17 protein-coding genes are annotated in these 14,003 nt (G+C 69.0%); 14 read left to right on the top strand and 3 right to left on the bottom strand.

Annotated elements, in window-relative coordinates; translation table 11 throughout:
- Positions 1-24 precede the first annotated feature (24 nt).
- Positions 25-891, top strand: a complete 867-nt coding sequence (locus tag EV646_RS03515; protein WP_132143771.1) for a GNAT family N-acetyltransferase — start codon at positions 25-27, stop codon at positions 889-891.
- On the opposite strand, the gene EV646_RS03510 is transcribed toward EV646_RS03515, so the two are convergent.
- The gene (locus tag EV646_RS03510; RefSeq protein WP_241995231.1) at positions 888-1,982 is read right to left on the bottom strand and encodes a dipeptidase; all 1,095 of its coding nucleotides are present in this window, start codon (positions 1,980-1,982) and stop codon (positions 888-890) included. The two genes, EV646_RS03515 and EV646_RS03510, sit on opposite strands and share 4 nt — an antisense overlap.
- Positions 1,983-2,047: 65 nt before the next feature.
- Here EV646_RS03510 and hisI point away from each other — a divergent pair, with 65 nt between their 5' ends.
- The 12 genes from hisI to EV646_RS03450 all read left to right on the top strand — a co-directional run bounded on the left by hisI (position 2,048) and on the right by EV646_RS03450 (position 11,259).
- Positions 2,048-2,377 (top strand): phosphoribosyl-AMP cyclohydrolase, encoded by a 330-nt coding sequence (gene hisI, locus EV646_RS03505; RefSeq protein ID WP_132143767.1) that lies wholly within the window; start codon positions 2,048-2,050, stop codon positions 2,375-2,377.
- Entirely contained in the window at positions 2,374-3,891 is a 1,518-nt protein-coding gene (locus tag EV646_RS03500) for an anthranilate synthase component I (protein ID WP_241995230.1), read from the top strand. Before hisI ends, EV646_RS03500 begins: the two co-directional genes overlap by 4 nt.
- A complete protein-coding gene (locus EV646_RS03495) occupies positions 3,891-4,421 on the top strand; it encodes a Trp biosynthesis-associated membrane protein (RefSeq protein ID WP_132143765.1) in 531 nt (176 codons plus the stop codon). The genes EV646_RS03500 and EV646_RS03495 overlap by 1 nt, the downstream gene beginning before the upstream one ends.
- A gap of 56 nt (positions 4,422-4,477) precedes the next feature.
- On the top strand, positions 4,478-4,735 hold the full coding sequence (locus EV646_RS03490; RefSeq protein WP_132143763.1) for an HGxxPAAW family protein: 258 nt from the start codon (positions 4,478-4,480) through the stop codon (positions 4,733-4,735).
- A gap of 14 nt (positions 4,736-4,749) precedes the next feature.
- The gene (gene trpC / locus EV646_RS03485; RefSeq protein WP_132143761.1) at positions 4,750-5,556 is read left to right on the top strand and encodes an indole-3-glycerol phosphate synthase TrpC; all 807 of its coding nucleotides are present in this window, start codon (positions 4,750-4,752) and stop codon (positions 5,554-5,556) included.
- Between the two features lie 91 nt (positions 5,557-5,647).
- Positions 5,648-6,862: a tryptophan synthase subunit beta gene (gene trpB / locus EV646_RS03480; protein ID WP_132143759.1), complete on the top strand. Its 1,215-nt coding sequence runs from the start codon at positions 5,648-5,650 to the stop codon at positions 6,860-6,862.
- Complete coding sequence (gene trpA / locus EV646_RS03475; protein WP_132143757.1) at positions 6,855-7,676, top strand: tryptophan synthase subunit alpha; 822 nt, start codon at positions 6,855-6,857, stop codon at positions 7,674-7,676. Before trpB ends, trpA begins: the two co-directional genes overlap by 8 nt.
- A 7-nt stretch (positions 7,677-7,683) precedes the next feature.
- Positions 7,684-8,343, top strand: a complete 660-nt coding sequence (locus EV646_RS03470; RefSeq protein ID WP_241995228.1) for an SCO family protein — start codon at positions 7,684-7,686, stop codon at positions 8,341-8,343.
- Positions 8,340-8,825, top strand: a complete 486-nt coding sequence (locus tag EV646_RS03465; protein ID WP_241995226.1) for a MauE/DoxX family redox-associated membrane protein — start codon at positions 8,340-8,342, stop codon at positions 8,823-8,825. Before EV646_RS03470 ends, EV646_RS03465 begins: the two co-directional genes overlap by 4 nt.
- A complete protein-coding gene (locus EV646_RS03460) occupies positions 8,822-9,535 on the top strand; it encodes a DsbA family protein (RefSeq protein ID WP_132143755.1) in 714 nt (237 codons plus the stop codon). The genes EV646_RS03465 and EV646_RS03460 overlap by 4 nt, the downstream gene beginning before the upstream one ends.
- 19 nt (positions 9,536-9,554) lie before the next feature.
- On the top strand, positions 9,555-10,559 hold the full coding sequence (lgt, locus tag EV646_RS03455; protein WP_199236765.1) for a prolipoprotein diacylglyceryl transferase: 1,005 nt from the start codon (positions 9,555-9,557) through the stop codon (positions 10,557-10,559).
- Entirely contained in the window at positions 10,552-11,259 is a 708-nt protein-coding gene (locus EV646_RS03450) for a VIT1/CCC1 transporter family protein (RefSeq protein WP_241995224.1), read from the top strand. Before lgt ends, EV646_RS03450 begins: the two co-directional genes overlap by 8 nt.
- Here EV646_RS03450 and EV646_RS03445 read toward each other — a convergent pair.
- On the bottom strand, positions 11,220-12,269 hold the full coding sequence (locus EV646_RS03445; RefSeq protein ID WP_132143753.1) for a 1-aminocyclopropane-1-carboxylate deaminase: 1,050 nt from the start codon (positions 12,267-12,269) through the stop codon (positions 11,220-11,222). The two genes, EV646_RS03450 and EV646_RS03445, sit on opposite strands and share 40 nt — an antisense overlap.
- Positions 12,270-12,324: 55 nt before the next feature.
- On the opposite strand from EV646_RS03445, the gene EV646_RS03440 reads away from it, so the two are divergent.
- Positions 12,325-13,134: a serine/threonine-protein kinase gene (locus EV646_RS03440; protein WP_132143751.1), complete on the top strand. Its 810-nt coding sequence runs from the start codon at positions 12,325-12,327 to the stop codon at positions 13,132-13,134.
- Here EV646_RS03440 and EV646_RS03435 read toward each other — a convergent pair.
- A complete protein-coding gene (locus tag EV646_RS03435) occupies positions 13,131-13,994 on the bottom strand; it encodes an aminoglycoside phosphotransferase family protein (protein WP_132143749.1) in 864 nt (287 codons plus the stop codon). The genes EV646_RS03440 and EV646_RS03435 overlap by 4 nt on opposite strands.
- Positions 13,995-14,003 lie beyond the last annotated feature (9 nt).

The following is a 14,003-nucleotide window of genomic DNA, read 5'->3' as shown; positions in this document are numbered from 1 at the left end:
GTGGGGTGGTGTGTGATCGGGGGTATGGCGATTGAGTTGGGGAAGCCGGGAGTGGATGGGCTGGGCGACGTTGTGGGGGTGCTGCGGGAGTGGCAGTACGACGGGGCGCCCGTTCAGCTGCATCCGGGGGATCTGGGGTGGTTCTGGCGGTTTGGGGTGGAGCAGACGGCGGCGGCCACCAGGACGTGGAGCCGGGACGTGCAGATTCTCGCCGCCGGGCTGCTGGACGAGCCTGATCTGCTCCGGCTCGCGATCGCGCCGGGCGCCGTACGCGATGAGGAGTTGGCGCGGCAGCTGGTCGAGGACGTGTCGGAGCCGGAACGCGGCGTACTGATCGAAGGGAAGGTGTACGTCGAGGCGCCGGCCGGGGCGCTGATCAAGGACCTGCTGTCCAAGGACGGCTGGCACACGGACGATCCGTGGACGCCACTGCGGCGTGACCTCGCGGAGCCGGTGGAGGACCCGGGTCTGCGGATCGAGGTGGTCAGGCCGGAGCGGGCGCCCGTGCGGACCGCCGTACAGCGGGCGTCCTTCGACGGGTCGACGTTCACCGACGAGCGGTGGCACGCCATGGCGGCGGGGGTGCCGTACGCCGACGCGCGGTGTCTGGTCGGGTACGACGCCGAGGGCAACGCGGTCGCGGCGGTGACGGTGTGGTCGGCCGGTCCGGGCAAGCCTGGACTCCTGGAGCCGATGGGCGTACACCGGGCACACCGAGGCAACGGCTACGGCCAGGCGATCACGGTCGCTGCCGCGGCCGAACTACAACAGCTGGGGTCGTCGAGCGCGGTCGTCTGCACCCCGAGCTTCAACGTCGGCGCCGTCGCCACCTACAAGGCGGCCGGTTTCGAGCCACTCCCGGAGACCCGCGACCTGTACCGAGACGCCTAGACAGCCACGTCGTCCGCGGCCCGGAGCACGCGCAGGATGTTGCCGCTGGCAAGTTTCGCCAGCTCCTGGTCGTTCCAGCCGCGGTCGGCCAGTGCCTGGAACAGGGCCGGGTACGACGCCACGTCGTCCAGCCCGACCGGGAACTCCGGGCAGCCGTCGTAGTCGCCGCCGATCCCGATGTGGTCGACTCCAGCGATGCCCCGGACGTGGTCGACGTGCTCCACCACGTCCTCCAGCGTCACAGTTGGCTTCGGTACGTCGTACGTCTCGGCAAGCTTCACCTGATCCTTCGGGTCCAGCGGATTGAGCTCGGGCGCCGCCTCCCGAGCGCCGGCCGCCCAGTCGACGTACGCCTGGGAGGTGAAGTACGGGACGAAGGTGACCATGCAGACGCCGTCGTTGGCGGCGAGGGTCTCGAGGACGTCGTCCGGGGCGTTGCGCGGTACGTCGCAGATCGCCCGGGCAGACGAGTGGCTGAAGATCACCGGCGCGCTGGACACGCGCAGCGCGTCCCGCATGGTGTCCGCCGAGACGTGCGACAGGTCGACGAGCATGCCGATGCGGTTCATCTCCCGGACGACCTCTTCGCCGAAGTCGTTCAGCCCACCCAGCACCGGCTCGTCGGTCGCCGAGTCCGCCCACGGCACATTGTGGTTGTGCGTCAGCGTCATGTAGCGCACACCCAGCGAACGCATCATCCGCAGTACGCCGAGCGACTCACCGATCGAGTGGCCGCCCTCCATACCCGTCAGCGACGCGATCCGGCCCGCCTTGATCGCCGCCTCTAGATCGTCCGCCGACGACGCGAGCCGCAGGTCGGACGGAAAGCGCGAGACCAGCCGGTGGACGAAGTCGAGCTGCTCGAACGTACGCCGTACGGCCTGATCGTCCTGAGGCACCCACAGGGACCAGAACTGGGCGCCTACGTGACCGGCGCGGAGCCTCGGCAGGTCGGTGTGCAACTGTGGGACCGGTCCGCTCAGGTCGTGTGCGTCCAGGTCGTAATTGCACAGCTCGTAGAAAGCGATCGGCAGGTCGTTGTGCCCGTCGATCACCGGATGTTCGCGCAGCAGGTCCTCGATCCGCGTCATGCGGGCCATCCTCGCAGTTCCGGACCGTGGTCAGAAGGCGGCCGGGCATCGGCGACAATGGGACGGTGAGTATCGACGAGCTGACCTTCGACGCGGCCGGGCTGATCCCAGCAGTGGTGCAGCAGTACGACACGCGTGAGGTCCTGATGGTGGGCTGGATGAACGCCGAGGCGGTACGCCGTACCGCGGAGACCAAGCGGAGCACCTTCTGGTCCCGCAGCCGGCAGGCCTATTGGGTCAAGGGCGAGACCAGCGGCCATCGTCAGCACGTCAAGCAGATCCTGGTCGACTGCGACGCCGACACCCTGCTCGTCCTGGTCGACCAGGAGGGCCCGGCCTGCCACACCGGCACCCGCAGCTGCTTCGAGCACGGCGAGATCGAGGTCAAGCCGTGACCCAGACGACCCAGGAGACCATCCTGAACAGCCCCAGCCTGGAGACCTTCCGCGAGTACGCGAAGGACCGTCGGGTGATCCCGGTGACGCGGCGGCTGCTGGCGGATGCCGAGACGCCGATCGGTGTCTACGGCAAGCTCGCGGCCGAGCGCGAAGGCACCTTCCTGCTCGAGTCGGCCGAGAACGGCGGCGTCTGGTCCCGTTACTCCTTCATCGGCGTCCGCTCCGCCGCAACCTTGACCGAACGCGACGGCCAGGCTGTCTGGCTCGGTAACCCGCCGGTCGGCCTGCCGGATCACGGCGACCCGCTGCGGGCGCTGCGCGAGACCCTCGAGATCCTGCACACGCCCCGCCTGCCGGACCTGCCGCCGCTCACCGGCGGGATGGTCGGCTTCCTCGGGTACGACGCCGTGCGCCGGCTGGAACGCTTGCCGGACACAACGACCGACGACCTCGGCCTGCCCGAGCTGACGTTCCTGTTCGCCACCGACTTGGCCGCGCTCGACCACGAGACCGGCGAGATCTGGCTGATCGCGAACGCGGTGAACTGGGACGACTCCGACGAGCGCGTCGACGAGGCGTACGCCGACGCCGTACGGCGACTCGACGCAATGGAGGCGGACCTGGCTCAGCCGACCCCGTCGTACGTCGTACGGGCGAACCGGACGGCGGAGCCCGAGCCGCACCGGCAGCGGTCGAGCGCGGAGTACCGGGAGGCGGTCGAGCACGCCAAGGAGGAGATCCGCGCCGGCGAGGCGTTCCAGATCGTCGTATCGCAGCGGTTCGAGCTCCAGACGACGGCGACCGCGCTCGACATCTACCGTGTGCTGCGCCGGTCGAACCCGAGCCCGTACATGTACCTGGTCCGCCTGGACGGATTCGACATCGTCGGCTCCAGCCCCGAGGCGCTGGTCAAGGTCACCGACAACAAGGTGATCCTGCACCCGATCGCCGGCACCCGCCGCCGCGGCGCCACCCCGGAAGAGGACCATGCGCTGGAGGAGGAGCTGCGCGCCGACGCCAAGGAGCGCGCAGAGCACCTGATGCTGGTCGATCTCGGTCGCAACGACGTCGGCCGGGTCTGCGCGCCCGGCACGGTCGAAGTGGTCGACTTCATGGACGTACGGCGCTACAGCCACGTCATGCACCTGGAGTCGACCGTCACCGGCCGGCTCGCGGCAGGCAAGACGGCCTTCGACGCGCTCACCGCGGCCTTCCCGGCTGGCACGCTGTCCGGTGCGCCGAAGCCGCGGGCGATGGAGATCATCGACAAGCTCGAGGTCACCCGTCGCGGCGTGTACGGCGGAGTCGTCGGCTACCTGGACTTCGCCGGCGACGCCGACACCGCGATCGCTATCCGGACCGCCGTCCTGCGCGGTACGACGGCGTACGTCCAAGCCGGTGCGGGCATCGTCGCCGACTCGGATCCGGCGGCCGAGGACGCCGAGTGCCGGACGAAGGCGGCCGCCGTACTGAACGCGATCGCAGTCGCTGGAACGTTCAGCGAGGTCTGATGAGGCCGCAGCGACTCGTTGACCTGCTCGCCGTTGTAGCGCTGGCCCTGCTCGCCCTGTCCGGGTATCTGACGTGGTCCTCGGCCGACCCGGGCAGCGGCCGGCCGCACGTCGACTTCAGCGGCTACACAGTCACCAAAGCCCCGGTGACCCTCGCTCTGGCCTCAGTGGTCGCAGTAGTCGTCACCAAACTCGCCGGTACGGCGCTTCGTCGCGTGCTGGGGGCCTTGGTGCTCCTGATGGGTGCCGCCGCGATCGGCGTCGCACTGCAGGTCCGGCCTGACGCGACTGAGCTGAGCCGGATCCGGCCGGAGTTGAGCCAGGCCGTGACGGATCGCGTCGTACTGGGGACCGGACCGGCGCCCTGGCTCGCGCTGGCCGGGGGCGTGGCACTGGCCGGAGCGGGGCTGATCGCCTTGCTGACAGCGCATCGCTGGCGTCGTCCGACCGCTCGGTACGAGCGTGATCCGGCCGCCACACCAGCCGATCAATGGAAGGCGATCGACGCGGGAGAGGACCCGACTCTCTGATCGCGGCGGGCTACCGCCACAATAGGACAGGACGACAACGAGGAGTGGCGCCAACCATGGACAATACGACGGCGGATCAACCGGTGACGCAGGTGAGCGAGGAGGCTCACGACCTGCATGGCAACAGCCCGGCGGCCTGGACCGCCGTGGCCATCGTGCTGGTCGCGTTCACGCTCGGCGCCATCGCGATGGTGCTGGGGCCGAACTGGCTGCTGTTCTGGATCTCGGTCGCGATCGCCGCCCTCGGCGCGCTGACCGGCAAGGTGATGCAACTGCTGGGCTTCGGGGTTCCGGCCGACGGCCAGCACCACTGAGGGGGCGGACCGACATGACTGTGCTTGACGACATCCTCGCCGGGGTCCGGGAGGACCTCGCGGAGCGCCAGGCGCGGGTCAGCCTGGACGACCTGAAACTGGAGGCGCAACGCAAGCCCGACGCCAAGGACCCGATGCCGGTGTTCCGTGGCGACGGGATCGCGATCATCGCCGAGGTGAAGCGGTCCAGCCCGTCGAAGGGCGAGCTGGCCGAGATCACCGACCCGGCCGCGCTGGCCGGGGAGTACGAAGAGGGTGGCGCGGCGGCGATCTCGGTGCTGACCGAGCAGCGCCGGTTCAACGGCAGCCTGGACGACCTGCGTGCGGTGCGCGGCCGGGTCGACGTACCGGTGCTGCGCAAGGACTTCATCGTCTCGTCGTACCAGCTCTGGGAGGCCCGCGCGGCCGGCGCCGACATGGTGCTGCTGATCGCCGCGGCGCTGGAGCAGGAGGCGCTGGTCTCGCTGATCGAGCGGGCCCACTCGATCGGGCTGTGCCCGCTGGTCGAGGTGCACGACGAGGAGGAGACCCGGCGTGCGGTGGACGCCGGAGCTCAGCTGATCGGCGTGAACAACCGGAACCTGAAGACCCTCGAGGTCGACCGGGACACCTTCGCCCGGGTGGCGCCGAGCATCCCGTCGAACCTGGTCCGGGTGGCGGAGTCGGGTGTCCGCGGCCCGCATGATGTAATCGAGTTCGCGCGCGCCGGGGCCGATGTCGTCCTCGTCGGTGAAACCCTGGTGACCGGCCGCGATCCCCGCGCCTCGGTCGCCGACCTCGTCGCCGCCGGATCGCACCCCGCCATCCAGCAGCGGCACTAGACCTCTCCTCGCGCCGGTCCAAACGGCGTGGGGCAGGTGCACGACCCTCCCCGCGCCTCTGGGCCGGTGTTTTCTTTGGAAGGTTTGTCGGATGAGTACTGTGCTGCCCGACCAGCTCGGGCACTTCGGCCGTTTCGGCGGCAGGTTCATGCCGGAGGCGCTGATCGCGCCGCTCGACGAGCTCACCAAGGCCTGGCAGGAAGCCATGGCCGACAAGGAGTTCACGGACGAGTTCGAGCGGATGCTGCGCGAGTACATCGGCGCCCCGAGCCTGCTGTACGACGCGACCCGGTTGTCCGACGTGGCTGGTGCCCGGATCCTGCTGAAGCGCGAGGACCTGAACCACACCGGCGCGCACAAGATCCGGAACGCGATCGGCCAGGCGCTGCTGACCAAGCGGATGGGCAAGACCCGGGTGATCGCGGAGACCGGCGCCGGCCAGCACGGCGTCGCCACCGCGACCGCCTGCGCCTACCTGGACCTCGAGTGCGTGGTCTACATGGGCGAGGTCGACACCGAGCGGCAAGCGCTGAACGTGGCCCGGATGAAGCTGCTCGGCGCCGAGGTGATCTCGGTCAAGACCGGCAGCCGGACGCTGAAGGACGCGATCAACGAGGCGCTGCGCGACTGGGTCGCCAGCGTCGACAAGACCCACTACATCCTCGGTACGGCGGCCGGATCGCACCCGTTCCCGGCGATGGTGCGCGACTTCGTCCGCGGCATCGGCGACGAGGCCCGGGAGCAGTCGCTCGAGCTGCTCGGCAAGCTCCCGGACGCCGCGGTCGCTTCCGTCGGCGGCGGTTCGAACGCGATCGGGTTGTTCGCCGCGTTCATCCCGGACACGGACGTGAAGCTGTACGGCATCGAGCCGGGTGGTGACGGGTTCGAGACAGGCCGGCACGCGGCCACGATCACTGCGGGCCAGGTCGGCGTACTGCATGGTGCGCGGTCGTTCCTGTTGCAGGACGAGGACGGGCAGACCATGGAGTCGCACTCCATCTCGGCCGGGCTGGACTACCCAGGTGTCGGGCCTGAGCACGCGTGGCTCGCCGAGACCGGGCGGGCGTCGTACCGGCCGATCACGGACGCCGAGGCGATGGAGGCCTTCCGGCTGCTGTCCCGGACCGAGGGCATCATCCCGGCGATCGAGTCGGCGCACGCGGTCGCCGGTGCGCTCGACATCGCCAAGGAATTGGGGCCGGAGGCAACGATTCTGATCAACCTGTCCGGTCGCGGCGACAAGGACATGGACACGGCTGTCTCCTGGTTCGGCTTGATCGACGGAGAGGCGGCCGGCCGTGAGTGAACTCGTTGCCCTGGGCAAGGCCGGCGCCGCGATCAGGAAGGCGAACGCCGACGGACGTGGTGCACTGGTCGGGTACCTGCCGGCCGGTTATCCGTCGTACGACGGCGGCATCGACGGCATCAAGGCGATGATCGACGGCGGCGTCGACGTGATCGAGATCGGCCTGCCGTACAGCGACCCGGTGATGGACGGGCCGACCATCCAGCGCGCCACCGAGATCGCCCGGGCCGCCGGCCTGCGCACCCGGGACGTGCTCAGCACGGTCGAGAAAGTTGCCTCGTACTCCGATGTCCCGGTGCTGGTGATGACCTACTGGAACCCGATCGAGCGGTACGGCGTGGACCGGTTCGCGGCGGACTTCGCCGGCGTCGGGGGAGCCGGGCTGATCACGCCCGACCTGATCCCGGACGAGGGCGCGGAGTGGATCGCCGCGGCGGACAAGAACGAGCTGGACAAGGTGTTCCTGGTCTCGCCATCGTCCACCGACGAACGGATCAAGCTGACCACGGCGGCCTGCCGCGGCTTCGTCTACGCGACCGCTGTGATGGGTGTCACGGGTGCGCGGGAGACGCCGTCGGATCTGGCGCCGCCGCTGGTCGAGCGGACCAAGGCCGTCACCGGCATTCCGGTCGGCGTCGGCCTCGGCGTTTCGAACGGTGACCAGGCGGCTGCGATCGCGGCATACGCGGACGCGGTGATCGTGGGATCGGCGCTGGTCAAGGCCGCAGCCGATGGCCCAGCCGCCGTACGCGCGCTCACTGAGGAGCTGGCCGAAGGTGTCCGCCGGGAACCCAGCGCCGCCGCCGGGCGTTAGACACGCCGTGAGTCGAACCAGGAACGCGGCCATCCTGCTCGCCGCGGTGGCTCTGCTCGCCCTCGCGGGCTGCAGCGGCAAGGACAAGGAACAAGCGGACAACCCCGGTGGTGCGATCATCCGTACCACCCAGGACCCGAACGGGTTGCGCGGGGCCACGCTGGACCGGCCCTACGCGATGCCCGCGGTGTCACTGACCGACACGAACGGTAACGAGTTCAATCTCGTCACGTCGACGAAGAAGCCGGTCACGCTGGTGTTCTTCGGCTACACCAACTGCCCGGACGTGTGCCCGACTGTGATGGCCGATGTGGCGTCCGCGCTCACCAAGCTGGACCAGCCGACCCGCGACCAGATCCAGATGCTGTTCATCACGACCGATCCCGCCCGCGACACCGGGCCGGTGATTCGTAAGTACCTGGACCGGTTCGACCCGTCGTTCGTCGGGCTGACCGGATCGCTGCCGCAGATCAAGAACGTCGCGCAGGCCGTCGGCGTACCGGTGGAAGGCATGAAGAAGCTGCCGTCCGGCGGCTACGAGGTCGGCCACGGTGCGCAGGTGCTCGGCTTCGGCAAGAGCGACAAGGCGAACGTGCTCTGGTTGTCGAACGCCGCCATCGGCGACCTGGCGCATGACTTCGGGAAGCTGGTGGAGGACAACCAGTGAAGGTTCGACCCTGGTTCGGATGGGTCTCGCTGGGAGCACGGCTGGTCCTGGGCGGCGTGATGCTGGTGGCCGGAGCGCTGAAGGTGACCGATCCGGAGACGGCGGCTCAGGCCGTCCGCGCGTACGAACTGCTGCCGTCGGCGCTGGTGGAACCGGTCGGCTGGGGGCTGCCGTTCCTGGAGATCGCGATCGGATTGCTGTTGCTCGTCGGCTTCGGTGTCCGCGCCGCGGCGGTGGCCGCGGGTGTTTTCATGGTGGTGTTCATCGCCGCGGTGGCTTCGGCCTGGGCCCGCGGTCTGGCGATCGATTGCGGCTGCTTCGGCGGTGGCGGCCAGGTCGCCCCCGGCCAGACGAAGTACCTGCAGGAGATCCTCCGGGACCTCGGCCTGCTGGCGCTGGCAGCCTGGCTGTGGTTGAACCCGCTGAGTAAGTTCGCCCTCGAGACCGATTCGCACACCCCGACAGGAGCCACCGCGTCGTGAGTAACACCAAAGCCCCCGTGAATCCGCTGCTGCCGCAGAACAAGCGGCGGATCTCGCCCGGGATCATCGTGGTGCTCGTCCTGGTCCTGGCACTCGGCGCCGGCGTCGGGGTGCAGTACTGGCGTGGCCACTCCAAGGTCGAGGTGAGCTCGAACGGCCGGCCCGAACCCACCGTCATCGAAGGGCCGGGCACGGCCGGCAAGGGCGTCACCATCGGCAAGGAAGGCGCCAAGGCGCACATCGACCTGTACCTGGACTTCCGCTGCCCGCACTGCGCGGAGTTCGAGGAGCAGACCGGCGCGACCATCGACAAGCTGGTCCAGGACGGCACCGCCACCCTGACCTACTGGCCGCTCGCCTTCGTGAACCCGGACGCCTCGCCGCGGCTGGCCAACGCGTTCGCCGCCGCGGCCGCGAACGGCAAGGCTCTCAGCTACGCCGACGAGATGTACGGCGACTTCAGCAAGTCCTGGACCACGGATCAGCTGATCGAGCTCGGCAAGCAGCTGGGTATGGACGACGCCAAGTTCACCCAGGCCGTCCAGAACAACCAGTACGGCGGCTGGATCGACTCGGTCGCCAAGGCCGCCGACGACCGCGGCGTGACCGGTACGCCGACCGTGTACATCAACGACAAGGCGCTGGACGCCGAGCAGCTCTCGCCCGAGGGATTGCAGCAGGCTGTGGACGCCGCGGTCGCGGCCAACTGATGTAGCGTTCCTGCTTGCCATGTCTAGTCTGATCCCCGCCGTGGTCGTGCCGGCGTTCATTCCCAGTCCCAGCCAGGGTGTCTGGCATGTCCTCGGCCTGCCGATCCGCGCGTACGCGCTGTGCATCCTGGCCGGCATCTTCGTCGGCTACTGGCTCGGCCGCCGGCGCTGGGTCGCCCGCGGCGGTTCGCCGACCGTGCTGGCCGACATCATGTTCTGGGCCATCCCGTTCGGGCTGGTCGGCGCCCGCATCTATCACGTGATCACGGACGCGGAGCTGTACTTCGGCGAGGGCCGGCACCCGATCGACGCGCTGAAGATCTGGCACGGCGGGCTGGGCATCTGGGGTGCCGTCGGGTTCGGTGCGCTCGGCGCCTACATCGGCTGCCGCCGGGCCAAGGTGCCGTTCCTGGCGGTCGCGGACGCGATGGCGCCGGGAATCGCGCTGGCCCAGATCCTCGGGCGGTTCGGGAACTACTTCAACCAGGAGCTGTTCGGCAAGCCGACGACCAGGCCGTGGGGTCTCGAGATCGCCCTGGAGCACCGGCCGGAAGGCTACGCGGACTTCGCGACCTTCCACCCGACGTTCCTGTACGAGGCGATCTGGAACCTGGGCGTGATCGCGCTGGTGATCCTGGTCGACCGCCGGTTCAAGCTGGGTCACGGTCGGGCATTCGCCTTGTACGTCGCCGGCTACACGGCGGGCCGGGCCTGGATCGAGAACATGCGGATCGACACCGTCAACCACTTCCTGGGGCTGCGGCTGAACGTGTGGACGGCGCTGATCCTGTTCGTTCTGGCGATCGCCTTCTTCTTCTACAGCGCCAAGAGGCACCCCGGCCAGGAGGACATCGCGACGGGGCCGGCAGCGGGTGAGCCGACCGGCGATTCTCTGGCCGGGCCGCCTGAGGCGGACAGCAGTCGGTCCGAGTTCGTGACCGACACCGACACCAAGGTCGACGCGAGCAGTTCGAACGATTCGTCCTCCTCGTCCGACTCCTCGTCGTCAGGGTCCAGTGACTGAGGAGCACCACGGGGACCACACCCACCGTGATGTGAACGGCGGGTGGCTGCGGCCGGCCGTGTTCGGCGCGATGGACGGCCTGGTGTCGAACTTCGCGCTGATCGCCGGGATGGACGGCGGCACCGAGTCCGGGTCGAAGTTCATCGTGCTGGCCGGTTTGGCCGGGCTGGCCGCGGGCGCGTTCTCGATGGCGGCGGGGGAGTACACCTCGGTCGCGTCGCAGCGCGAGCTCGCCCGGGCCGAGATCGAGATCGAGCGGGCCGAGATCCAGCGGCACCCGGTCGACGAGGAGATCGAGCTCGCCGAGACCTACCGCGCCAAGGGCCTCGACCCGGACCTGGCCAGCAAGGTCGCGAAGCAGTTCCACACCGACCCCGAGCAGGCGCTGGAGGAACACGTCCGCGAGGAACTCGGGATCGACCCACACGACTTGCCGAAGCCCTTGGTCGCGGCCATGTCGTCGTTCATCTGCTTCGCGGTTGGCGCGTTCATCCCGGTGCTTCCGTACCTGCTCGGCGCGGCAACCGTCGTACCAGCTCTGATCATGTCGCTGACCGCGCTGTTCATCTGCGGTGCCGTCGTCTCGCGCGTCACCACCCGCTCCTGGTGGTACTCCGGCCTCCGCCAGCTCCTGCTCGGCGGCCTGGCCGCCGCCCTCACCTACTTCGTCGGCACGCTGGTAGGCCCGGGCATCGGCTGAGTGTGGGTGAAGAGCCCGCTGTAGGCGTTCAGGGCGGGCTGACCGCCGAGGTGGGCGTAGAGGACGTTGGAGTCCTTGGGGATCTCGCTGGTGCGGATCAGGTCGATCAGGCCGGCCATCGACTTGCCCTCGTAGACGGTGTCGATGATCATCCCCTCGAGCTGTCCGCTGAGTAGGATCGCGTCCATGGTCGACTGCACCGGTACGCCGTACAGGTCGCCGGCCCAGCCTTCGAGCACCGTGATCTCGTCGTCGCGGAGATCGCGGCCGAGGTCGATCAGTTTGGCGGTCGCACGGGCGATCCGCTCCACCTGGTCGGTGGTCTCCTTCAGCTTCGCGCTCGCGTCGATACCGATCACCCGCCGCGGCCGCTGCTGGCCGGCGAACCCCGCGATCATTCCGGCCTGGGTCGACCCGGTCACTGCGCAGACGACGATGGTGTCGAAGAAGACGCCGAGCTCGCGCTCCTGCTGCTCGACCTCGTAGGCCCAGTTCGCGAATCCGAGGCCGCCGAGCCGGTGATCCGACGCCCCGGCCGGAATCGCGTACGGCGTACCACCTCTGGCCTCGACATCGGCCAGAGCCTGTTTCCAGCTGTCCTTGAACCCGATCCCGAAGCCGGCCGGGCCGAGGCGGACCTCTGCGCCCAGGATGCGGCTGAGCATGATGTTGCCGACGCGGTCGTTGAGGGCATCGGGCCAGTCGACCCAGTTCTCCTGGACCAGCACCGCCTTCAGGCCCACCTTCGCCGCGACCGCGGCCACCTGGCGGGTGTGGTTGGACTGGTACCCACCGATCGACACCAGAGTGTCGGCGCCCTGGGCGAGCGCGTCCGGGATCAGGTACTCCAGCTTCCGCGTCTTGTTCCCGCCGTACGCGAGCCCGGAGTTGCAGTCCTCCCGCTTCGCCCAGATCTTCGCCCCACCGAGATGTGCGCTGAGGCGGTCGAGAGGATGCACCGGACTCGGCCCGAACAGCAGCGGATACCTAGGAAAATCAGCCAGTGCCATGGTTTCTCCCGAAACTCGGTCGCTCGGCGGTCGGGGCGTGACTAGGGTCGGCCAGATGTTCCCCGGCGAGATCGATGTCCAGCCGCCCACCTACCTCGACCACCTCGGCACCATCTTCGCCCGCTTCGGCTCCGACACCCAGGACTCCGGCAACGTCTCGTACGGCGTCCAGACCGCCACCCACCGGTACTTCGTCAAAACCGTAGGCGATTCTGCTGACACCGCGCCGTACCTGGACTTCGACGGCCGCGTCGCCCTCCTGCGCAACGCGGCTCAACTCGCCCGCTCCGTCGTACACCCGCTGCTGCCCACGCTCCACGCCGAGATCGAGTCACCGGGCGGTCCGGTGCTCGTCTACGACTGGCGCGACGGTGAGCACCTCGGCACCAACCGCGACGACCCGTCCAGCCCTCACCAACGTTTCCGTGCGCTGACGACGCCGGAGATCTGTGCCGCGCTGGATGCGCTCTACGACCTCCACGCCCGACTGGACGAGGCAGGCTGGGTCGAAGGCGACTTCTACGACGGCACCCTCCTCTACGACTTCACCGAGAGCCGCCTGACGGTGATCGACCTGGACAGCTACCACCACGGGCCGTTCCGGAACGACATGGGGCGGATGTTCGGTGCCAGCCGCTTCATGGCGCCGGAGGAGTTCTCACTCGGCGCACCGATCGACACCCGCACCACCGCATACGTGATGGCGCGGACCGCCCTCGTCTTCCTGTCCGACACCACCCTCGACCGCTCGGCCTTCCGCGGCACGGACGCGCAGTACGCCGTACTCCAAGAGGCAACCACCACCCGCTACCCCAGCTACTCGGCCTTTCACCGGGCCTGGCTCCGCTCGCGACCTGAGCTTTAGCCGGCCGTCACCAAGGCCGCGGCTTCCTCCGCGATTGCTGCCGACCTGATCAGGCGCTCGATGTGTTCGCCGGGGTCGGGTTGGGTCAGGGACCAGGCTGCGCGGGCGACCAGGGTGACGGCGGCGGTCAGTATGGCGCCGCGCCGGACCTGGTCTGCCGGCCAGGTGGCCGAGCTGCCTGCTTGGTAGGCGGCGACGAGTTCGGTGGCCGGGGCGTGCGTGGACTGCAGGAGGTAGCCCAGGTCGAAGCCGAGTGGTCCGATACCGAACTGGTCCCAGTCCACCGCGATCACGTCGTCGCCGTCGCGCCGGAGCAGGTTCGGCAGGTGGATGTCTCCGTGGATGACCTGCTGCGGAAGTCGATCGAGCTCCGCCATCACCTCTCTCCGCCGGGTCCACAGGACGTGGCAAGAACGCCGTACATCGGCCGGCAGAACGTCGGCGGTGGCGCAGGGCGCCCAACCGCCGTGCGGCGCGTCGTCAGCCAGCCGGTCCCACAGGATCCGGCGTGCGAACCAACTCGCGGGCTGCACGCGATTCAACCCGAACCGGCCGAGCGCGGCGGCCGCCTCGTCGGTCGCGACCGGTCCCGGATCGACGGCTTCGATCCACAGCGTGATGCCCTCCGGATCGCTCTCGACCTTCAGGCATTGCGGTGCGCGCAGACCCGTGGTCCGCTCGAGCAGGCCAGACTCCGCAACCTCGGCCTGGCGACGCCAGTACGCATACCGGCTCGGCCGCTCGTCGCCGGGTATCAGCCGTTTGACCACGAGCCGATCCGGCGTCCGCCACACGCCCGCATGCCGGGTGCCGATGCCGGCGGCCAACAGGGTCCAGTCCTCCTCAGGTTCCCATCGCATCCGCGCAGG

This window comes from Kribbella antiqua, from assembly GCF_004345665.1.
GTDB lineage: Bacteria > Actinomycetota > Actinomycetes > Propionibacteriales > Kribbellaceae > Kribbella > Kribbella antiqua.
Note: the sequence above shows the minus strand (reverse complement) of the source record. Positions and strands in the feature narration are given on the sequence as shown.